This is a genomic window from Streptomyces synnematoformans (assembly GCF_039531005.1).
Classification (GTDB): domain Bacteria; phylum Actinomycetota; class Actinomycetes; order Streptomycetales; family Streptomycetaceae; genus Streptomyces; species Streptomyces synnematoformans.
The window spans coordinates 1-21,202 of record NZ_BAAAPF010000106.1 but is presented as its reverse complement, the minus strand read 5'-3'; the positions used below and the strand labels follow the sequence as shown (position 1 = coordinate 21,202).

Annotated in this window: 19 protein-coding genes and 1 pseudogene; 13 read left to right on the top strand and 7 right to left on the bottom strand. The window is 74.9% G+C overall.

All coding sequences use genetic code 11. From position 1 onward, the window contains the following. The 5 genes from ABD317_RS37835 to ABD317_RS17325 form a co-directional block, all read right to left on the bottom strand. Window positions 1-1,996 (bottom strand): polynucleotide kinase-phosphatase (locus ABD317_RS37835; RefSeq protein ID WP_425582383.1); only part of this gene is annotated, 1,996 nt, incomplete at its 3' end. Next, a complete protein-coding gene (locus ABD317_RS37830; protein WP_425582382.1) occupies window positions 1,993-3,477 on the bottom strand; it encodes a 3' terminal RNA ribose 2'-O-methyltransferase Hen1 in 1,485 nt (494 codons plus the stop codon). The genes ABD317_RS37835 and ABD317_RS37830, both read right to left, overlap by 4 nt. Window positions 3,478-3,845: 368 nt before the next feature. After that, window positions 3,846-4,307: an NUDIX hydrolase gene (locus ABD317_RS17335; protein WP_344290873.1), complete on the bottom strand. Its 462-nt coding sequence runs from the start codon at window positions 4,305-4,307 to the stop codon at window positions 3,846-3,848. Then, entirely contained in the window at window positions 4,304-5,566 is a 1,263-nt protein-coding gene (locus ABD317_RS17330; RefSeq protein WP_344290872.1) for a DegT/DnrJ/EryC1/StrS family aminotransferase, read from the bottom strand. The genes ABD317_RS17335 and ABD317_RS17330 overlap by 4 nt, the downstream gene beginning before the upstream one ends. Beyond that, window positions 5,563-6,573, bottom strand: a complete 1,011-nt coding sequence (locus ABD317_RS17325; RefSeq protein WP_344290871.1) for a Gfo/Idh/MocA family protein — start codon at window positions 6,571-6,573, stop codon at window positions 5,563-5,565. The genes ABD317_RS17330 and ABD317_RS17325 overlap by 4 nt, the downstream gene beginning before the upstream one ends. A 182-nt stretch (window positions 6,574-6,755) precedes the next feature. On the opposite strand from ABD317_RS17325, the gene ABD317_RS17320 reads away from it, so the two are divergent. From ABD317_RS17320 to ABD317_RS17300, 5 genes are all read left to right on the top strand, one after another. Then, window positions 6,756-8,138 (top strand): helix-turn-helix domain-containing protein, encoded by a 1,383-nt coding sequence (locus tag ABD317_RS17320; protein WP_344290870.1) that lies wholly within the window; start codon window positions 6,756-6,758, stop codon window positions 8,136-8,138. 279 nt (window positions 8,139-8,417) lie between these two features. Further along, window positions 8,418-9,266, top strand: a complete 849-nt coding sequence (locus ABD317_RS17315) for a helix-turn-helix domain-containing protein (RefSeq protein ID WP_344290869.1) — start codon at window positions 8,418-8,420, stop codon at window positions 9,264-9,266. Next, entirely contained in the window at window positions 9,263-9,454 is a 192-nt protein-coding gene (locus ABD317_RS17310) for a DUF397 domain-containing protein (protein WP_344290868.1), read from the top strand. Before ABD317_RS17315 ends, ABD317_RS17310 begins: the two co-directional genes overlap by 4 nt. A gap of 90 nt (window positions 9,455-9,544) precedes the next feature. Then, on the top strand, window positions 9,545-10,207 hold the full coding sequence (locus ABD317_RS17305; RefSeq protein ID WP_344290867.1) for a cytidylate kinase family protein: 663 nt from the start codon (window positions 9,545-9,547) through the stop codon (window positions 10,205-10,207). Window positions 10,208-10,319: 112 nt separating this feature from the next. Then, complete coding sequence (locus ABD317_RS17300; RefSeq protein WP_344290866.1) at window positions 10,320-11,129, top strand: PH domain-containing protein; 810 nt, start codon at window positions 10,320-10,322, stop codon at window positions 11,127-11,129. Window positions 11,130-11,202: 73 nt separating this feature from the next. On the opposite strand, the gene ABD317_RS17295 is transcribed toward ABD317_RS17300, so the two are convergent. Together ABD317_RS17295 and ABD317_RS17290 are read right to left on the bottom strand one after the other, a co-directional pair. Further along, window positions 11,203-12,012 (bottom strand): peptidoglycan DD-metalloendopeptidase family protein, encoded by an 810-nt coding sequence (locus ABD317_RS17295; protein WP_344290865.1) that lies wholly within the window; start codon window positions 12,010-12,012, stop codon window positions 11,203-11,205. 47 nt (window positions 12,013-12,059) lie between these two features. Beyond that, the gene (locus ABD317_RS17290) at window positions 12,060-13,331 is read right to left on the bottom strand and encodes a hypothetical protein (protein WP_344290864.1); all 1,272 of its coding nucleotides are present in this window, start codon (window positions 13,329-13,331) and stop codon (window positions 12,060-12,062) included. A 181-nt stretch (window positions 13,332-13,512) separates the two neighbouring features. On the opposite strand from ABD317_RS17290, the gene ABD317_RS17285 reads away from it, so the two are divergent. The 8 genes and pseudogenes from ABD317_RS17285 to mmuM all read left to right on the top strand — a co-directional run. Beyond that, complete coding sequence (locus ABD317_RS17285) at window positions 13,513-14,517, top strand: ArsR/SmtB family transcription factor (RefSeq protein WP_344290863.1); 1,005 nt, start codon at window positions 13,513-13,515, stop codon at window positions 14,515-14,517. Between the two features lie 129 nt (window positions 14,518-14,646). Next, window positions 14,647-15,228 (top strand): hypothetical protein, encoded by a 582-nt coding sequence (locus ABD317_RS17280; protein ID WP_027752465.1) that lies wholly within the window; start codon window positions 14,647-14,649, stop codon window positions 15,226-15,228. After that, complete coding sequence (locus tag ABD317_RS17275; protein WP_344290862.1) at window positions 15,225-16,790, top strand: alkaline phosphatase D family protein; 1,566 nt, start codon at window positions 15,225-15,227, stop codon at window positions 16,788-16,790. Before ABD317_RS17280 ends, ABD317_RS17275 begins: the two co-directional genes overlap by 4 nt. A gap of 286 nt (window positions 16,791-17,076) precedes the next feature. Further along, window positions 17,077-17,448: a cell division protein SepF gene (locus ABD317_RS17270; protein WP_027752467.1), complete on the top strand. Its 372-nt coding sequence runs from the start codon at window positions 17,077-17,079 to the stop codon at window positions 17,446-17,448. A 118-nt stretch (window positions 17,449-17,566) separates the two neighbouring features. Further along, the gene (locus tag ABD317_RS17265) at window positions 17,567-18,937 is read left to right on the top strand and encodes an AAA family ATPase (RefSeq protein ID WP_344290861.1); all 1,371 of its coding nucleotides are present in this window, start codon (window positions 17,567-17,569) and stop codon (window positions 18,935-18,937) included. Between the two features lie 117 nt (window positions 18,938-19,054). After that, window positions 19,055-19,849 carry an SDR family oxidoreductase gene (locus ABD317_RS17260; RefSeq protein ID WP_344290860.1) on the top strand — a complete coding sequence of 265 codons (795 nt, stop codon included), beginning with the start codon at window positions 19,055-19,057 and terminating at the stop codon, window positions 19,847-19,849. Between the two features lie 37 nt (window positions 19,850-19,886). Then, window positions 19,887-20,147: pseudogene (locus tag ABD317_RS17255) on the top strand (nucleotide pyrophosphohydrolase); the annotation flags it as partial. A 171-nt stretch (window positions 20,148-20,318) separates the two neighbouring features. Next, window positions 20,319-21,202, top strand: an 884-nt coding sequence (gene mmuM, locus ABD317_RS17250; protein ID WP_344290874.1) for a homocysteine S-methyltransferase, incomplete at its 3' end; no start/stop codon positions are given.

Genomic DNA, 21,202 nt, shown 5'->3' with positions numbered 1-21,202 from the left:
CGTCCGCGTCCGGGTGCGCCCCCGGCGCCGGCGCGGTGCCGGCCAGCCGGGTCCGCGCGGCGTCCAGCGCCGCCAGCGCGACCGGCACCAGCTCGCGCGACGCCGCGCCCACGGCGGCGTACTGCTGCCGCAGCAGCCCGCCCGCCTTCAGCGACCAGGGCAGCAGCTCGGCGTCGAGCAGCAGCCAGTCCGTGTCCAGCTCCGTCCACAGCCCGGCGGCCGTGGCCGCGGCGCGGACCCGGGCGAGCACCTGCTCGGTGCGCTCGCCGTCGGTGAAGAACGGGCGGCCCGTGCGGGTGTGCAGCGCGCCGGTCACGCCGGTGCCCGCGGGCAGGCCGAAGCGCCTCTCCGCCGTGCCCGCGTCCCGGCACACCAGCGCCACGGCGCGCGAGCCCATGTGCTTCTCCTCGCACACCACCCGCGCCACGCCGTCGGCGCGGTACGCCGCGAAGGCCTCCGCCGGGTGCTCCAGGTGCCCCTCCGCCGCGGCGGTGGCGGTGGGCGCCATCGTCGGCGGCAGGTAGAGCAGCAGCCGCGGGTCGACCGCGAAGCGGCTCATGACCTCCAGCGCGGCCGCCGCGTTCTCCTCCCGCACCGCGACGCGGCCGTGCTGCCCGGTCTCCACGACGCGGCGGCCGTGCACGTCGGCGAGGTCCAGCGGGCGGTCGGCCGGGCCGGCGGCCGGCCCGTCGCCGGTGCCGGTGCCGGTGCCGGTGCCGGCCGCCAGCGGCTTGACCGGCTCGTACCAGACGCGCTCGGCGGGCACGTCGACCAGCTCGCGCTCCGGCCAGCGCAGCGCGGTCAGCCTGCCGCCGAAGACGCAGCCGGTGTCGAGGCAGAGGGTGTTGTTCACCCAGGACGCCTCCGGCGTCGGGGTGTGGCCGTAGACGACGGCGGCGCGGCCGCGGTAGTCCTCGGCCCACGGGTAGCGCACCGGCAGCCCGTACTCGTCGGTCTCGCCGGTGGTGTCGCCGTACAGCGCGAAGGAGCGCACCCGGCCGGAGGTGCGGCCGTGGTACTTCTCCGGCAGCCCGGCGTGGCTGACGACGAGCCGGCCGCCGTCGAGGACGTAGTGGCTGACGAGGCCGTCGACGAACGTCCGCACCCGCTCGCGGAACCCGGGCTCCGCCGCCTCCGCGCGCTCCAGCTGCTCGACGGTCTCGGCGAGGCCGTGCGACACCTTCACGTTGCGGCCGTGCAGGAGCCGGCCCAGCTTGTTCTCGTGGTTGCCGGGCACGCACAGCGCGCTGCCCGCCTCGACCATGCCCATGACGCGGCGCAGCACGCCGGGGCTGTCCGGGCCGCGGTCGACGAGGTCGCCGACGAAGACGGCGGTACGGCCCTCGGGGTGCACCCCGTCGACGTAGCCGAGGCGGGTGAGCAGCGTCTCCAGCTCGCTCGCGCAGCCGTGCACGTCGCCGACGAGGTCGAACGGGCCGGTGCGGTGGGCCAGGTCGTTGTAGCGGCGCTCCAGCACCACCTCGGCGGCGTCGACCTCGGCGGTGCCGCGCAGGTGGTGCACCGTGCGGAAGCCCTCGCGCGACAGCCCGCGCAGGCCGCGGCGCAGCTCGCGGCGCTGCCGCGGGATGACGTGGGCGCCCATGTCGGCGCGGTCGGGGCGGGCGGCGTTGCGCTCGCGGCAGACGCTCTCGGGCACGTCGAGGACGATCGCGACGGGCAGCACGTCGTGCTCGCGGGCCAGCCGGACGAGCTGGCGGCGGGCCTCCGGCTGGACGCTGGTGGCGTCGACGACGGTGAGGCGGCCGGCGGCGAGCCGCTTGCCGGCGATGTAGTGCAGGACCTCGAAGGCGTCGCGGGAGGCCGACTGGTCGTTCTCGTCGTCGGCGACGAGGCCGCGGCAGAAGTCGGAGGAGAGGACCTCGGTGGGCTTGAAGTGCCGGCGGGCGAAGGTGGACTTGCCGGATCCGGTGGTGCCGATCAGGACGACGAGGCAGAGGTCGGGGATGCCGAGGCGGCGCCCGGTGGTGTCGCTCATGACGCCTCCTTCGGGGTCGCGACGTGGTTGTCCGTGCCGGTGCGGGTGAAGACGGCCAGCTGCGTCGGCGGGCCGACCTCCGGGTCGTCCGGCCCCACGCCCCGGTACGCCACCGTGTAGCCGAACCGCGCCGCCACCGGCCCGGCCCAGGCGCGGAACTCCGCCCGGGTCCACTCGAAGCGGTGGTCCGCGTGCCGGACGTGGCCGGCGGGCAGGGACTCCCAGCGCACGTTGTACTCCGCGTTGGGGGTCGTGACGATCACCGTCGCGGGCCGGGCGGAGCCGAGGACGGCGTACTCCAGCGCGGGCAGCCGCGGCGGGTCGACGTGCTCCACGACCTCGCTGAGCACGGCGGCGTCGTAGCCCGCGAGCCGGCGGTCGGTGTACGTCAGGGCGCTCTGCAGCAGCGTCACGCGCGCGGCCTGGCGCTCGCCCAAGCGGTCCAGCCGCAGCCGGCGGCCGGCGGCGGCGAGGGCGCGTACGGAGACGTCGACGCCGACGATCTCGGTGAAGCGCCGGTCGTTGAGCAGCTCCTTGACCAGCTGGCCCTGGCCGCAGCCGAGGTCGAGCACCCGGGCCGCGCCGGCGGCGCGCAGCGCCTCGGCGATGGCGGCGCGGCGCTGCACCGCGAGCGGCACCGGCTTCTCCTCGGTGTCGGCGGTCTCGTCGACGGCGTTGTCCAGCTCCTCCGGCTCGGCGTCGTCGGACTCGGCGAGGCGGGCCAGCTCCAGCCGCTCCAGCGCCTCGCGGGCCAGGGACCAGCGGCGGGAGAGGTAGCGGCCGGTGATGAGCCGCTGCTCTGGGTGGTCCTCCAGCCAGCCCTCGCCGGCGCGCAGCAGCTTGTCGACCTCGTCGGGCGTGACTCCGTAGTGCTTGGCGTCGTCGAGCACCGGCAGCAGCACGTACAGGTGGCGCAGCGCGTCGGCGAGGCGCACCTCGCCGTCGAGCGCGAGGGAGACGTACCGCGAGTCGCCCCACTCGGGGAAGGCCGGGTCCAGCGGCACGGGGTCGGCGGTGACCTGCCAGCCCATGGGGGCGAAGAGGCGGCGGACGAGCTCGGGGCCGCCGCGGGCGGGGACGGCGGGGACCTCGACGCGCAGCGGGAGCGGCGCGGCGGCGCGCTCGGGACGGGTACGGCTGACGCCGGTCATGGCGGTGCGGAAGACCCGGCCGAGCGCGACGGCGAGAAGGGAGGAGGCGGCGTAGGGCCGGTCGTTGACGTACTGCGCGAGGGCGGAGTCGGGCGTACGGCCCTTGCCCTTGCCGCCGTTGCCCCTTGCGGCGCGCACCAGACCGACGGGGTCCACGTCGAGGAGCAGCGCGGCGGTGCAGCGGGCGGCGGTCGCCTCGGGGTAGAAGACGTGGGCGGTGCCGCGCGCGGTGGCGAACTCCTGCGCCTTGTCGGGGTGCTTGTGCAGGAGGAAGCCGAGGTCGGTGGCGGGCGCGGCGTCGGTGCCGGTCGCGGTGATGGTCAGGAACACGCGAGCGAGTATGTCGCGCGGGGCGCGCCGCGGGCCATCGGGTTTCGGGGGCCGGGCCGGGCCAGGGGCGGGGCCGGCAGCGGTGAGCGGTGCGCCCGCGCAGCGCGGTGGCCGGGTCCGCGGGCGGTGCCGAGGGCGCGCCAGGTTGCCCACCCGCACGGGGTGCCCGCCGGGCGGGGGCCGCTCAGGGCGCGGGGCCGTGCTCTCGTTCCCGTACGCGCCCGAGACCAGCGCCGCCGCACCCACCGCCTCGCTGCCCTGGCGCGGGCCGCCGGCGCCCGTGGGATCCGTGGGCCCCCTCTCGTCCTGCCTGGCCGCCGAGGTGCGGTGCGTGCGAGGAGTTCGGGCGTCTGCTTTCCGGGACCGGCTCAGATCGCGTGCTGGTGCCAGGCGGCCAGCACGCGCTGAACGGCTTCCGAGGTCCTGTGCTGACCAGTGGTGTCGGCCCATTCATAGGCGTCGTGCTCGGTGAGCCGTACCTCGGAACTGGCGGTGGCGGCGGCGAAGTTGAATTGCCGGGTGAGCCGACCTGAGCCTGAGGTGTAGTCGAAATGCCCCAGGTAGCTCCTGATGCTGGTGACGGTCTGGCCGGTCTCCTCCGCCACTTCCCGCCGTAGCGCGGCGGTGAGGGTTTCACCGGGTTCGACACCTCCGGAAGGCAGCTCCCACAGGTCTCCCAGGAAGTCGTCCTCGGGCCGGTGCAGGAGCAGGACCCGGCCGGCGTGGTCGGTGATGACGGCGCCGACGACGTACTTGGTGATGCCGTCGGCGTCGGCGGCGGCGGTGAGCGCCGGGAGCAGGGCGGCGTCGACGGGTGCGGGTGCGATCACAGCAGTTCCTTGTGGTGGCGGGCGACTTTGGCCAGGGCCGCGGCGTAGGCGTCGGCGAAGGCGGAGTCCTCGGGGCGGTGCCAGACGGGCAGCTTGAGCGTGCTGGCGTGCACGCGCGCGGCGCCGCGGCATTCGCCAAGAACGGGGTCCTGCGCGCCAGGGTAGTGGGGGATCATCTCCCGCGGGGCGCGGAAGAGGGGGTGGTCACCGAGGGGGCGGGTGGAGCCGGGATGGTCGACTGCCATGGCTCCTTCCGCATGGACCGCGGCCAGGAATCGGGCCAGGGGCAGGCCGCCGAGTGCAGCCGACTCGTACCGCAGTGGCAGCGTGTACCAGGATGCTCGGGCCGCTGGGTCGAGGCGGGGCGTGCGCAGGCCGGGCACGTTCTCCAGAACGGCGCAGATGCGCTCGGCGCAGGTGGCCCGTCCGGTGAGGTAGCCCTCCAGGCGGGGAAGTTGGGCGCGGGCCAGTGCGGCGGCCAACGGGTGGATGCGCAGCTTGAGTCCTTGGCCGGTGGTCGCGAACTTCGCCAGCGGGTGGCCGGAGGGGATTTCGGTGCGGCAGCGCTTGTTGTACTGGCCGTGCAGCAGCAGCCGGTAGTACAGCTCGGTGTCGTCGGTGGCGACGAAGCCGCCCTCGCCGGCGGACAGCGGTTTCGGGCCGTTGAGGCTGAAGGCCGCCGCCCGGCCGTACGTGCCGACGAGCCGGCCGCCCCAGGAGGCGCCGTGGGCGTGGGAGCCGTCCTCCAGCAGGATCACGTCGTGCTCGCCGGCGAACGCGGCCAGAGCGTCGGCGTTCTCGGGCAGCCCCCACAGGTGTACGGCGACCAGGGCCTTCGTACGGGGGGAGACGAGCCCGGTGGCAGCGTCGAGGTTCAGTTGCCCGTCGTCGTCGACGTCGACGAGGACGGGGCGGGCGCCGAGGTGTAGCAGCGGAGTGGCCGTGGCGTGGAAGGTCAGCGCGGGGACCAGCACTTCGTCGCCGGGGCCGATGCCGGCGGCGGCGTACATCGAGTGCAGTGCGGCGGTGCCGGTGCAGGTGGTGACGACGTACCGGACGCCGAGCCAGGTCGCCAGGGCGTCCTCCAGTTCGGCGACGATGCCGGCGCGGCCGGGGATGGACACGGCGTCCATCAACTGCCGGGTGACGGCCTCGATGTCCCGGCTGTCGATCGGCGGCCACGCGAAGTGCCCTCCGCGTGTGGTGATCTCCGGCTGCCCTCCGAGGAGGGCGAGCGAGGCGGTGGAGGAGTTGTTCACGGCAGGTACTCCTTGGGGGCGGCGGGGCGGGCGGTCGCGGCGGAGGCGTAGGCCGCGGCCAGGAACGCGGCGTGCGCCCGGTGGGCCTCGGGCCCGGACGGGTTGGGGCGGGTGCCGTCCAGGACCCGGCAGAAGCAGTCGATCTGCGCGGCCGCGGCAGCCGGCCATGCGGGCTTGCGGATCAGCGACTCGATCTGCTGGCCGGCCGGGTCCAGCCGGCACACGCGGCCCCGCTCGACGATCACCTTGCCGCGGGTGCCGGTGATGCCCATGGCCTCGCTTTTCGGGCCGCTGGAGCGGGAGATCAGCAGCGAGCCGTACAGGCCGGAGTCGTAGGACAGGTGCACCAGCGCGGTGTCCTCGGCGTCGTAGTCCGCGTGCGGGGCGGCCGCCGTGGAGAGGTCGGCCAGGACGCGGTCCGGCAGGCCGAGATACCAGATCAGCAGGTCGATGAGGTGGTAGCCCATGTCCATCAGCGCCCCGCCGCCCGCGAGCGTGCGCTGCCCGCGCCAGCCTGCGGAAGGGTCGGGGCAGCGGAAGGTGTAGCGGCCCTCGACGAGGTACGGGGTGCCGATCTGTTCGAGCAGCTGCAGCGCGGCGGTGTAGATGGGGTGGAAGCGGCGCTGGACGGTGACCATCAGCACGATGTCCGCCTTCGCGCAGGCCGCTGCCAGCTCGGCAGCCTCGGCGGGGTTGGTGGCGAAGGGCTTCTCCTTCATCACATGCACACCCGCCGCGGCGCAGGTCTCGATCACCTGCCGTCCGGCGTGGTGCGGCACCGCGGCGATGACAAAGTCGGGCCGCACCTCGGCCAGCATCCTCACCAGGGAGGTGTAGCCAGGCACGCGCCAGGAGACGGCCTGGCCCCCCACGGCCGTCTTATCGGTGTCGCAGACCGCCGCCAGCCTGGCGAACTGGCAGTCTACGAGCGCCGGGAGGTGATCCTCCCGGGCCTGGGAGCCCAGGCCCACCACCGCTGCTCTGCGCAGCGTCGTCTCGGTCCTCATGTGCGGCCTCCTCCGGTCAGCGGGCTGGCCGCCCGCACGGCCCAGAGCACCGCGACGCGGAAGGTTCAGCCAGAGCCGTCTGCGGTCCGCGCACACGGACTACACGGGGCGTAAACGGCTTGCAACAGACTGCTTCGGCAGGCGGGTTGCAGGGGACAATCCACTTCGGCAGGAGGTGGTCCATGGACGCCCTGGACAGCTCGCATCCGCTGTGGCACACGCCCGCCATGCGCGACGCCCTCGCCCGCCGCGATGCCGGCGCGATCGTGCGCCTGGCCCGCCGCGCCGCCGACGTCACCCTCACCGACTTGGGCCAGGCCGTCGGCTACACGGCAGCTTCGCTGTCGCGGATGGAACGCGGCCAGCAGCCGATGCGGGACATCGACCTCCTCACGCGCATCGCCGGCCTCCTCGGCATCCCACCGCATCTGCTCGGCCTGGCGCCGCGACACGATCCAGCGACGGCCGCCTCATACGGCTCCGCCGCCCCGTCCGTCGCCGATAGCCTGGGCCGGGAGCCGATCGGCGAGGAGGATGAGGACCCGGTGCGACGCCGCAAACTCCTGGCCCTAGCCGGGGCCACCACCAGCGTGATCCTCGCCCCCGCGACGGCCACCGCAGCACCGCGGCCGAGCCTGTCCGGCCTGGAGGATGTCCTCCTCTACCGCAATACGCCGCCCCTCACCGCGCCAGAGCCGACACCGGCCGCGGTTGCCGCGTCCCTCGACGCCGCACGCCGCGACTTCGCCACGTGCCGCTACGACCGCCTCGCCCGCGTGCTGCCCGGTCACCTTGCCCTCGCCCAGGCCCTCGCCGGCACCGGACACCCCGAGGCCAGCGCGACCGCGGTCGCCGAGCTGTACAACATCGCCACCCGGCTGTGCATCAAGATGGGCGAGGACGAGATGGCAGCAGCCACCGCCGACCGCGCGCTGACCGCGTGCCGCGGCGGCGCAGACCCGCTGACCACCGCGGAAGCCCACCGCATGGTCTCCTCCGTCTGGCGCCGAGCCCAGCACTACACCCGCGCCACCGACGTCGCCGTGACCGCTGCCCAGCAGCTCGCTGTCGGCAGCAACGACGCCGCCGTGCTATCGGCGAAGGGCAACCTGTACGCCACCGCCGCCTACACCGCGGGCAAGCAAGGCGACCGGCACCTGGCACGCGACCTGATCACCGAAGCCGGCGCCACCGCGGACCAGCTCGGGCACGACGCGGTCACCGGCGGCGCGGTATTCGGCCCCAGCCAGGTGACCTTGCACCAGATCTCGATCAGCTACCTGCTGGGTGACGCCGGCACCGCCATCGAACACGCCCGCAGAATCCGCCCGGCGACCCTGCCGACCCCAGAACGCCAGGCCCGCTACTACGTCGACGTCGCCCGTGCATTCGACCAATGGGGCAAGCACGACCGCTGTTACAGCGCCCTGCTGGCCGCCGAGAAGGCAGCCCCCCAGGCAGTCCGCCTCGGCTCCGTACGCACCATCGCCGCCAGCCTGATGCGCCACGACCGCCACCTGCCCGGCATCCGGCTTTTCGCAGCCCGCGTCGGCGCCCTCGGCTGAACGGTCGCTGAGTCGGCGAGTACACCGACGCCGGGTGGCATCACCGCACCGCCCTCACGATCTCTTCCGGCTCCCCCGCCCGGGAGCGAGTTCTTCACTCGCCCAGCGCAGTTGTCGGTCACCCGCCTCCCCCCGCCACCTCCTGACACCTCGGTCCGCACCCGCCTTGCACCCGCTCAACTTCGGATTGGGTGAGTTACTCCCTGGATCAGGATAGTAACTTTCTGTGATTATGGTGGGGTCGAAGTTCCGGCAGTGACACATGAGAGGTGGCCGGGGATGGGGAATGCGGGCAGCGGCGGGGTGCACGGGAGCGAGCCGGAGGTATCGGACTCCCTGAAGACGTTCGGGGCGGTGCTGAAGGTGCTCCGGGAGGAGGCGGGGCTGACGCAGGATCAGCTGGCGGAGCAGCTGGGGTACTCCGTGGACACCATCGCGGGGGTGGAGCAGGGACGGCGGTTTCCGTCGCAGCAGCTCGTCACGCTGTCGGTGGAGGCTCTGGGGGAGTTCGCCGCGAGGATGCTGAAGGCGACGCGCAGGAGCCTGACGAGGAGGGCGGGCCTGGCGTCAAGGTTCCAGCACTGGGCTTCGATCGAGGAGGAGGCGCTCACCCTGTACGCGTACGAGTGCCGCACGGTTCCGGGGCTGCTGCAGCCCGAGCCGTACATCCGCGCGCTCTTCCGTACGGGATTGCCCCCGGTGACCGAGGAGCAGATCGAGCGCCAGGTCGCGGCACGGCTGGAGCGGCAGGCTGTCCTGGATCAGCGGCCGAACACGTTCTTCGGCTTCATTATCGAACAGGCGCTACTGGAACGGCAGGTGGGTGGGGCGGAGGTCACTCGCGTCCTGATCGACCACCTCCTGGCGCTGGGCGAGAGGCACAACGTCGAGATCCAAGTGATGCCGCGGTGCATGGCGAACCACGCCGGGGGAGACGGACTCTTCTACCTTGCCGAGACCGGCGACCACAACTGGCTTGGCTACTCCGAGGGACAGCGGTCGAGCAATCTGATCAGCGGCCTGGCCGACGTGGGTATTCTGCAGCAGCGCTACCGGAAGCTCAGTTCCCAGGCGCTTAGCCACGAGGCTACCGTGGAGCTGTTGAAGCAGATGCGAGGAGAGCTATGAGCAGGATCGGACCGGAGTGGTTCAAGAGCAGCTACAGCGGAACGGAGGGCGACAACTGCATCGAGGTCGCCGTCACCCCGCGCGCTGTCCACGTCCGTGACACCAAGGACAGAGAAGGCGGCCAGCTTTCCGTTACCCCCACGGCCTGGGCCGACTTCGTGGCCTTCGCGAAGGCCGTCGAACTCTGAGCCCTTCGCCCGCGCGGCCTCCCCGGCCGTCCGGGCCCCACGGGGCCCGGCTCTATCCGGCGCCGACGACGTCGGCTGTGAGGGGCAGTAATGGGCCAGGGCAGCCGCGGTGAGCTGATCCGCCGGCTTGCCGAGGCGGTCGGGTCCGTCACGGCCGCGCACCCGGTGCGGGTCGCCGTCGACGGGCCGCCCGCCGCCGGCAAGACCACGCTGGCCGACGAACTGGCCGTCGTCCTGCGGGCGGAGGGCCGGGAGGTCATCCGCGCGACCGTCGACGACTTCCTCTTCCCCCGTGCACAGCGCTACCGGCGCGGCCGGTACTCGGCGGAAGGCTGCTACTTCGACGCCCACGACCGCGCCGCGCTGTGCCGGGTGCTGCTCGATCCGCTCGGCCCGGGCGGACACCGGAGGTTCCGGCACGCGGTCTACGACAGAGACGCCGACGCCCCCTCCTCCCCGCCGGAAACGACTGCCGCCGCGGACGCCGTGCTGCTCTTCGACGGCGTCTTCCTCCTGCGCCCGGAACTGGTCGACCGGTGGGACCTGCGCATCTTCGTGTCCGTCCCGTTCGAGCAGACGGTGCGTCGCGCCCGGGCCCGGGATGCCGCCGACGCCGCCGACACCGAGCGGTCCTGGCGCCACCGCTACCTCCCCGCCCAGCAGCTGTACGTCGCCACGGCCCGCCCGACCCGCCGAGCCGACATCGTCGTCCACAACGACCCTCTCCAGCGACCGGCCTGGGAGGGGGTCTGACAACCGCTCACCCCCCGCCCCGGGTGCCCTCCCCGGGCGCGGCGTCTACCCGCTACGCTCGGACGGCCCGAAAGGGCTCCGGGGTCCGGGACGGTACGGGACGGGGTGCGCGATGGCCGGCGCGAGGGGCAGCGGCGGGGGGCGGATACGCACGTACCGCGGACACCTCGGGAGCCTGGTCTTCCTGACGCTGTTGTGCGTCGTCTTCGGCGGCCTGCTCGTCTTCTTCGGCCTGCTGTTCGTCCTGGGCGCCGGCGCGCACGTCGCCGTCGCGATCCCGTTCTGCGTCCTCGGGGCGGGCCTGTTCCTGCTGGCGTTCTGCGTCGTCCGCGGCGTGACGTTCGTCGACGACGACGGCCTCACGCTCCGCTGGCTGCGTACGAGGCGGTTCGCCTGGGGCGACCTCGTCGCCGTCGAGCTGGAGCACAACGCGCCCGCGTCGGCCGAGCGCAAGCGCCCTGTCATGAGCGTCGTCGTCTACACCCGCGACGGGCGCCGGGTGTCCCTGCCCAACGTCATCGACACCCGCAGCCTGTCCGCCGGCCGCGAGGTGCGGGTGATCCGCGAGGTGTGGGAGCGGCGCCGCGGCGCGGACTGGACGCCGCGGCCGGAGGTCGCCGAGGCCGCCCGGGCCGAGGCCGACGCCTCGGAGCACACCCAGAACGCGCTGACCGACTCCATGGGCTGGGGTCTCGCCGCGGTCCGCGTGCTGGTCTTCTGCGTGCTCGTCGTCGCCGTCCTCTTCCTCGCCACCGGCAACGCCGACTCCCTGCCGGACATCCCCGGCGCGATCCTCGCGGGGGTCTTCGCCGCGGTGTTCCTCGCCCCGCTCGCGGTCGCGCTGGCGGGCCGGGCCGCCGCCCGCAGACGACGCGGCGACGGCCCGGGCGCCGGGCGGGAGTCCGGGGAACCGCCCTGGTGAGACGGGCCGGGCGCAGGAGCCGGCGCGGGACACCGGCCCCTGCGGGACCCGGGGGGTGGTCAGCGGATGGCGTTCAGCAGACCGGGACGCCCGGGAGCCTCGCGTCCGGGTGGTCGATGTAGATGTTGGAGACGAACCCGCGCTGGTCGCGCAGCCGGCTCCACCATTCGTTCGTGTAGCCCTCGGCGTGGACCACGTCGCCCTGCTTCTGGCACTCGACGTACACCGGCGTCGGCCCCGGCAGGGTCGTCACCACCGCGGCGTTGAGCCGTGCGTCCGCGCGGACGCGCACGCCGGTGCCCCAGGTGGTGAAGTTGGTGTTGCCGCAGTTGTCGCTGCGCAGGTGGTACTGGCCGTACGAGCCCGGGTACGCCAGCGCCGTGCCGTTGATGCGGATGTTCTGGCCGACGCCGTTGTAGAGCTGCTCGTAGTGGATGTGCGCGCCGGAGGAGTTGCCGGTGCTGCCCGTGACGCCGATCTGCTGGCCCTGGGCGACCGACTGGCCGTTGGCGACGGAGAACGACGCGAGGTGGAAGTAGTACGTCTTCCAGCCGCCGCCGTGGTCGATGACCATGTAGTTGCCGGCGCCGCCCGCCTGGTAGTGCCGGGTCGCGGTGCCGGCCGCGGACGCGACCTGCGGGGTGCCGGCGGTGCTGCCGCCGTCGGAGCGGATGAAGTCCAGCGCGCGGCGTACCTCGGCGCTGTGATGGCTGTACGTCCACTGCTGGCCGCAGGGGAACGGCGCCTTGAAGTTCGGCGCCAGCGCGGGCCGTACGTCGGCCTGCGCCGGCGCCGCCGCGGTCAGGCCCAGCAGGGCCAGCAGCGCCGCGACGAGGACGGTCACGGTCCGCCGCGCGGATCGGGGAACGGGGCTGTGGAGCATCGGGCGGCCTCCTTCGGTGGGGGCAGGGGGGTGGGAGGGTGGCGCGTTCAGCACTCGGGGACGCCCGGCAGCCAGGCGTCGGAGACGTCGACGAAGATGTTGGATATGTAGCCGCCGTAGTCGGGCAGATAGGACCAGGCGTCGTTGGTGTGGCCGGCGTACGAGACCGTCTCGCCCCGCTCCTGGCACTGCACCCGCACCTGGGTCGGGCCGGGCAGCGTGGTCAGCACCGCGGAGGAGGTGTTCGACTCCTGGCGGACCCGGACGTCGGTGCCCCAGGTGGGGAACCGTGTGCCGTCCTGCTCGCCGGTCCACAGGAACGTCACGTCGACCCAGCCGTTGTCGTTCAGGCCGACGTTGTAGAACGTGCCGTCGGCCAGGTCGATGCCCGCGGGGTTGGCGACGCGGCGGCCGAACTCGTCGAGCCCGCCGTTGTACCCGTGCCGGTAGGCCGCCTGCGCCTCGGGCATGCCCTGCGGCAGGTCCCGCCACGACTCGCGCACCGACGGGGGGTTCCAGTAGTCGTCCTTGGTGTTCCACGGCCCGACGTCCCACACCGGCGCCGTCTCGCACCGCACCGGGCCGCAGACCTGCACCGAGTACTCGGCGCTGCCCCTGGGGGACAGCCCGCGCCGCGAGGGCAGGGCCACGAAGTGGTCGTTGGGCACGATGACGTGGCCGTTGGCGGTGGTGCCGCCGACCAGGCCCTCGCGGGTGGCGAACAGCCGGTACGTCAGCGGGGCTTGCTGTCCCCGAAGGTCAGCCCGCGGGCGCGGCGCCGCGTCGGTGTCGGCCCGCAGCCGCAGCGCCTCGTCGGCGGGCGTCCCGCTGCCGGCGCGCAGCGTCAGCCGGGCCTGGACCTCGGTGACCGCGAACGGCGGCCGGGCCGCGCCGGCCGCCTCCCCGCCCGCCGGCAGCCACTCCGTCCACCCGCCGCCGGGCGCCCGGCCGCGGACGTCGACGGCGGCCTCCGCGCCCGCCGGGACGCGGGCGTCGAGGGCGGCCCGCACCCGGTTGACGGGGCGGTCGAGGCGCTCGGGGGCGAGGACCTGGGTGCCCTCGCCGGGGACCGGCCCGAGCGAGGCGGGTGCGGCGGTCGGCGAGCGCAGCCGCAGACCGCCCTGTGCGTAGCGGACGTTGACGTCGTCCGCGTCGACCCGCGAGAGGTCGGCCCGCCAGGCGGCGGGCGGGGCGGGGCCGCCGGCCTCCGCCGGGTCGTCCACCGCTCCGGCGTACGCCGGGTGCGCGACGGTCGCCGCGCAGATCGCTCCGGTCAGCGCAACCCTGCGCCACCGGCTCCGTGTTGGTGTGCGCCGCATCTGGCTCCTTCCCTGTTCCGGTGCTGTCCGTGCAGGTGGCCGTGCGGCGACGCATCGTAGGCAGCGGCTCACCGCCGCGCCGCACCGGTTTTCCGCCACCGTCGAAAACCCGATGTGGGCCGGGAGGAACAGGGGCGGCCGGGGCGGGGACAGCGCAGGCCGCACGTGGTTACCCTCGGGTATGGCCGGAATGCTTCATGTCCACTTCAATGACCGGGACTTCCGCCACGTCCAGCTCGCCCGCACCCCCGACCCGATCTGGGAGGCGATCCTCGGGCTGCACGTCGCGTACACCCCCGCGCCCCTCCTCCCCGCCCGGCTGCGCCCCTGGCACGGCCGGGCCCGCCGCCGGCTGCACCAGCACGACCTGCGCCGCACCTGCCGCCTGCTCAACGGCATCGCCCCCGCCGACGCCACCTACTTCCCCGACTTCCTCACCCCCGTCGAGTCCGAGGACGGCATCACCGCGGGCCTGCGCACCCTGCGCTCCACCCCCGCCACCCGGCTCTCCCGCGAGGTCCGCCTCGCCGCCCGGCACCGCCGCCTGCCCCCGTGGACCCGGCGGCTCGCCGCCGGCGACCGCACCGTGCTCGGCGACCTCGCCGACGCGCTGCACCACGTCCACGACCGCCTCATCGCCCCCGACTGGGGCGAGATCGAAGCCGCCGTCGCCGCCGACCGCGCCCGCCAGCTCGACGCGCTGGAGGCCGGCCTGCCCGCCGTCCTCGCCACGCTCGACCCCTTCACCTGGACCGACCCCGTGCTCAGCGCCCCCTATCCGGTGAACTCCACCCTCCACCTGCGCGGCCGCGGCATCCGGCTCATCCCCTCCTACTTCTGCCACACCAAGCCCATCGCCGTCGCCGACCCCGGGCTGCCGCCCGTCCTCGTCCACCCCGTACGCCCGCACGTCCCGGGAGCCGGCGCCGCCGGCCCCGCCGCACGCCGCGACGCCGCCCTCGCCGCGCTCCTCGGTGCCAGCCGCGCCCGCGTCCTGGCCGCGCTCACCGGCACCGCCGGCACCCCCACCACCGGCGGCGTCGCCGCCCGGCTCGGCATGCCCGCCTCCTCCGTCAGCGGCCACCTCACCGTGCTGCGCCGCGCCGGACTCGCCGAGAGCGAACGGGCCGGCCCGCACGTCGTCCACCGGCTGACGGCCCGCGGCCGGCACCTGCTGGCGTGCTGACCGCCCACGACCACCCACGACCACTCACGACCGCACGTCCGGCGGCATTCGCCGGGCGTCTTCCGCGGGTTCACCCCCCGCTGCTGTGATACCTGCGCCCCCCGCACCCCGACCACCACGGAGGCACGCGTGAACCTCGTCGTCAACGGCGACGCAGAGACCGGGCCCGGAGGCACCGCGGAGCCCGTCGGCACCGTCCACGGCTGGCGCCTCACCCAGGGCGCCCCCGCCCTCGTCCGCTACGACCTCGGCGGCGGCTACCCCGCTCCCGGCGACCCCGGCCCCGCCCGCCGCGGCAGCCGGTTCTTCACCGGGGGCAACAGCGCCCGCACCGCCCTCGTCCAGGACGTCGACCTGCCCCGCCACGGCGCCACCGGCCGCGCCGCCGTCGACGCCGGCCGGGTCCACTACACCCTCACCGCCTGGCTCGGCGGCTACGCCGCCCAGCAGGACGGCGCCCGGCTCTCCGCCGAACTCCGCGACGCCCACGGCACGCCGCTGGCGCTGAGCGTGCTCGGCCCCGTCACCGCGGAGGAGCGCGGCGGCCGCACCGGACTCCTGGAGCGGGCCGCCACCGCCGCCGTACCGCCGGGCGCGCGCAGCGCCCGCCTGCTGCTCACCTTCACCCGCGCCGGGGGCACCGCCAACGACGGCTACGCCGACGCCGTCACCCTGACCCTCAGCCGCGCCCGCCGAGGAGGCCGCCCGTGACCGTCGACCGCCGCACCCTGCTGGAGTCCGCGGCCGCCGCCGGCGCCCTCGGCGCCGCCTGGACGCTGGCCCTCGGGCTCACCCCGGCGCAGGCCCGCGCCGCCGCCGAGGCGCAGGGCGCCGCGTACGACGACGCCCCCTTCACCCTCGGCGTGGCCTCCGGCGACCCCCGGCCCCACTCCGTCGTGCTCTGGACCCGGCTCGCGCCCGAGCCGCTGGCGGCCGAACAGGACCTCCCCAGCGTCGTCGAGGTCCGCTGGACCGTCGCCGAGGACCCCGGGCTGCGCCGCGTCGTCGCCCGCGGCACCGTCCCCGCCTCCGCCACCCTCGGCCACAGCGTCCACGTCCCCGTCACCGGCCTCGCCGCCGGGCGCACGTACTACTACGCCTTCAGCGCCCTCGGCCGCACCAGCCGCACCGGCCGCACCCGCACCGCGCCCGGCCGCCGGGTGCGCCGGGTGCGCTTCGCCGCCGCCAACTGCCAGGCGTTCCACGACGGCTACTACGCCGCGCACCGCGGCATCGCCCGCGAGAACGTCGACTTCGTCGTCCACCTCGGCGACTACATCTACGAACACGGCCGGGTCGGCGGCGTCCCCGAAGACCACGTCCGCGACCACGAAGGACCCGAGATCCTCACCCTCGGCGACTACCGCAGACGCCACGCCCTCTACAAGGGCGACCCCGCGCTGCGCGCCGCGCACGCCGCCCACCCGTGGTTCCTCACCTGGGACGACCACGAGGTCGTCAACGACTACCGCGGCGGCAACGGCGGCGCCCCCTTCGTGCGCCGCCGGGCCGCCGCCTGCCAGGCGTGGTACGAACACATGCCGCACCGCGACTCCTTCGGCGACTCCGCGCTGCCCGACCCCGAGATCCACCGCGTCCGCGACTGGGGCGGGCTCGTCCGGCTCACCGTGCTCGACCTGCGCTCCCACCGCTCCGCGCAGAACCTCCCCGACGGCACCATCCTCGGCGCCGGGCAGAAGGCCTGGCTCAAGCACACCGTCGACAACGCCCCCGACGCCTGGCAGGTCTGGGCCAACTCGATCATGCTCAGCCAGCTGCGCGGCTCGCCCGGCGGTCCGTACATGTTCACCGACCAGTGGGACGGCTTCCTCGCCGAACGCCGGGAGGTCCTGGAGCACGTCCACGCCGCCGGCCTCGAAGACCTCGTCGTCGTCACCGGCGACTGGCACTCCGCCTTCGTCGACGACATCCGCACCGACTACGACGACCCCGGATCGCCGCTCGTCGGCACCGAGTTCACCGCCCACTCCGTCACCTCCGGGGCGTACTCCCCGGACTGGAACCGGACCAACGGGCCGGTCATGGGCGCCGCCAACCCGCACCTGAAGTACTTCGAGGGCAACCGCTACGGCTACGACGTCTACGACGTCACCCCGGAGCGCTTCAGCGCCCACATGCGGGTGATCGGCGACCGGCGCGACCCGCGCTCGCCGGTCACGACGCTGACGACCTTCCACGTCGACCGCGGGCGCCCCGGCAGCTACGAGGACGAGGCGACGCGGAACTCCCCGGCCCAGTACCGCCGGGACTGACCCGGCCCGGCTCGGGCGGCCGGCGGCGGTCGGCACCCGGCCGGGCCCCCGTGCGCCGCCGGCCTGCGCGGCGCCCGGGCCCGGCCGGGTTGCCGCCTGGGAACCCGCCCGATCGTCCGCCTCCGCCGACACCCCGGTCAATCCTCGTGTTCGCTTGCCGGAATCCGAGGATTCGCTTGGGGGAAAACGTGTTTCCCCGTGTGTCCCTGCGCGGTCACCCGTTCGGCCCATCGATAGAATCGCCCGATGTCCGAACCGGCAGCACTCGGAACTGCGAGGAGGCACGTTGACGGGACATGACGTCACCGACGAGCAGTGGCAGGGGCTCGCCGAAGTCGTGCCGCTGCGCGGCAACGAATGGCCCTCCTGGACGGGGCACGAAACGCTCGACGACCCCGAAGCGGACGCCGACCAGCGGCAGTTCGTCGTCATCCGCTGCCAGGTGTTCGCCGACGCACGGCGCGTCGCCGAATACCTGATAGCGCAGGTCCCGGTGCTGCTCGACCTCACCGGCGCCGAGATCGACGTCGCCAAGCGCGTGCTGGACTTCGCCAGCGGCGTCACCTTCGGGATCCAGAGCAGCATGCACCGGGTCGACCGCAACGTCTTCCTGCTGGCCCCGGTCGGCACGGAGGTCGAACCGCTGGCCGGCCGCTGACCCCCTTACCGTGCCCGTGCGGGCGGCCTCCGCGGTTTCGCGGGGGCTCGCCCGTTCGGGGGAAGGTCCCGCAGGCGGAACGGTTCGGCTCACGGCGGGCTCAATAGCGTCCCGTCGCATGACCTCCCACCCCGGGCGCCCCCTGCACGCCCCGCGCGCGATCCCGCGCGACACCGTGCGCGAGCCGCCCCGCGACGCCCCGCACCAGGACCGTCGCGGCGCTACGCGCGAACGCCGCCGTGAGGACACCGGCCGGGACGTCGGCGCGGACTTACGGGACCCGCGGGGCGACGAGCCCCCGCGCACGGCCCGCCCCGGGCCCCGCGCCCGGGCCGAGCGCGCGACGCTCCGCGAACTGCGGCTGTCCGCCTTCAAGTCGCACCGCGGCACCCGCCTCCGCCTCGGCGCCCTCACGCTCTTCACCGGCGGCAGCGGCAGCGGCAAGACCGCCGCGCTGGAGGCGTGCGGGGTACTGGCCCGGCTCGGCGCCGGGGCCACCCTGGAAGAGGCGTTCGCCCCGGTCTCCGGGGGCGCCGCGGCATGCGTACCGCACCGGGCCAGGCCCGACGCCGCCGGCCGCCGCGGCATCCGGCTCGGCTGCACGGTACGCGGCCCGCTCGGCGACGTCACGCTCGACGTCGCCATACAGGCCGAACCCGAACTGCGCATCGTCGGCGAGCGCCTCACCGGCGCCGGCCGCACCCTGCTGGCCACCGCGCTGCGCGACCCCGGCCGGGACCGGGTGGACGCGGCGTGGCACACCGCCGGCACCGCCCCCGTCACCCGGGCCCCGCTGCCCGACGACCGGCTCGGCACCGCCCTGCTGCCGCTGCGGGTCGGCGGCCGTACGGACGGCGAACGGCTGGTGCTCGCCGCCGCCGAACAGGCCGTCGTCGCACTCCGCTCCGTCTACCCCTGCGACCCGCGCCCCGCGCTGATGCGCGCCACCGCCGCCGTGCCGTGCGACGACCGCGGGCTCACCACCGACTGCCGCAACCTGCCGGCGGTGCTGCACCGCGTACGCGACGAGTGCGGCACCAGGCACGCGGCCCTCGTGGAGGCCCTGCGCGGCGGCTGCCGGGGCCCGGTGCACGACATGACGACGGAGCCGTACGGGGAGGCGCTGGTGCGGGCCGTGCTGGTGCGCGGGCCGGGGCAGCGCGGCACCCCCGTCGAGACGCTGGGCGACGGCGAGTTGCGCTACCTCGCGCTGGCGCTGGTGCTGCTCACCGGGCCGGGGGTGCTGGCGGTGGACCCGGCGGCGGAGGTGCCGTCGGCGCGGCAGGCGCTGACGGTGCTGGCGGACGGGATCGACCGGTGCCTCGACGCGCGGCAGGCGCGGGAGCTGGCGGCGCTGTGCGGCCGGATGTGCGACCGCGGGCACATCCGGCTGGTGGGGTCGGTCGGCGACCCGGAGCTGGCGGCCTCGGTGGCGGGCGCCACGGCGGTGCCGCTGCCGCAGCGGCCCCCTCCGGCGCGGCGGAGGTAGCCGGACGGCGGGTTCCCGGGCCCGGCGGCCGGCGGCCGGGCGGGAATGGCGTTGCGGACGGCGCCGCCGGGCCCGGAGAGTCGGCGTACGACGTACGACAGCGAAGGAGGGGTGCACATGCCCGTCGACGGCCGGAGCGCACTGGTCACCGGCGTGAGCCGGACGAAGGGGATCGGGTTCGCCATCGCCCGCAGGCTGGTCGCGGACGGTGCGCGCGTGTTCGTGCACGGCTACCCGCCGCACGACGAGGAGATGTCCTGGGGCTCCGACCTCCAAGGCTCCAACACCGTCGTCCAGGCGCTCGGCGGCGACTACGACCGGGCCGACCACGCCACCGCCGACCTCGCCCAGCCGGACGCGCCCGCCGCGCTGCTGACCGCGGCGCGGGAGTGCTACGGGATGGTGGACACGCTCGTCGTGAACCACGCCCGCAGCTCCACCTACGGCCTGGAGCAGCTGACCGCAGCCGAACTCGACCTGTGCTGGGCGGTGAACGTACGGGCCACGCTGCTGCTGGTGCAGGAGTTCGCGGCGCAGTACGACGAGGCGGCCGGGCGGGAGCGGGGCGGCGGCCGGGTCGTGCTGTTCACCTCCGGGCAGCATCTGGCGCCGATGAGCGGGGAGATCCCGTACGCCGCCACGAAGGGGGCGCTGCAGCAGCTGACGCTGACGCTCTCGGACGCCCTCGTCGACCGCGGCATCACCGTGAACTGCGTCAACCCCGGCCCCACGGACACCGGCTGGGCGGACGCGGAACTGACCGCGCAGGTGGGGCGGGCGCTGCCGCGCGGCCGGTGGAACACGCCGGAGGAGGCGGCGTCCGTGGTCGGGCTGCTCCTGGGCGACGACGCCGCGACGATCACCGGCAACACGGTCGACGCGGAGTCGGGCTTCCGGCGGTGGGTGCGGTAGAGCCGGGCGGGGGACGCCGGGTGGTAGACAGGGGCGCATGACGGACGACGTGCAGGGACTCCAGAAGCGGCTCGCGGCGTTCGCCGCGGCGCGGGACTGGGAGCAGTACCACACCCCGAAGAACCTGGCCGCGGCGCTCGGCGTGGAGGCCGCGGAGCTGCTGGAGATCTTCCAGTGGCTGACGCCGGAGGAGTCCGCGCGGATCATGGCGGACCCGGAGGCGGCGCACCGGGTGACGGACGAGGTGGCGGACGTGCTGGCGTACCTGCTGCAGTTCTGCTCGGCGGTGGGGGTGGATCCGCTGGCGGCGCTGGCGGCGAAGATCGAGCGCAACGAGAAGCGGTTTCCGGCGCCGGAGCGGGGGAGAGGAGCGGGTGCGGAGCCGGGGTCGGGTTCGGTGCCGGTCGCGGGGCCCGGGTTCGGGCCGTCGTCCGGGCCGGGGCCGGGGGGAGGGACCGTGAGGCCCCGACTGCCGTTCGCCGAGGCGGTCGCGCGGGCGGCGGGCGACGGGGCTCCGCTCGTCCTCGACGGCGGCCTGTCGAACCAGCTCGAAGCGCAGGGCTGCGACCTGCGCGACGAGCTGTGGTCGGCCCGGCTCCTCGCGGACGGCCCCGGGCAGATCGAGGACGCCCACGCCGCGTACGTACGGGCGGGGGCCGATGTGCTGCTGACGGCGAGCTACCAGGCGACGTTCGAGGGCTTCGCGCGCCGGGGCGCCGGGCGGGAGGAGGCGGCCCGGCTGCTGCGGAGCAGCGTGACGCTGGCGCGGCGGGCGGCGGACACGGCGCCCCGCCCGGTGTGGGTGGCGGCGTCGGCGGGACCGTACGGGGCGATGCTGGCGGACGGCTCGGAGTACCACGGCCGGTACGGGGACGGCGTGGGCGTCGCGGAGCTGGCGCGCTTCCACCGGCCGCGGCTGGAGGCGCTGGCGGCGGCGGAGCCGGACGTGCTGGCGCTGGAGACGGTCCCGGGGATGACGGAGGCGACGGCGCTGCTGAGGGCGGCGGCGGGGCTGCCCGCGGGCGTGCCGGTGTGGCTGACGTACACGGTCGCGGGCGGGGCGACGCGGGCGGGGGAGCCGCTGGCGGACGCCTTCGCGCTCGCCGCGGACGACGAGCGCGTGGTGGCGGTCGGGGTCAACTGCTGTGCGCCGGAGGACGTCGCGTACGCGGTGCGGACCGCCGCGCGCGTCACGGGCAAGCCGGTGGTGGCGTACCCGAACAGCGGCGAGGGCTGGGACCCGGCCGCCCGCGACTGGCGCGGCCCCGGCTCGTTCGACGCGGCGGCGGCCACGTCCTGGCGCCGCGCGGGCGCCGCGGCCGTTGGCGGCTGCTGCCGCGTGGGCCCGAAACC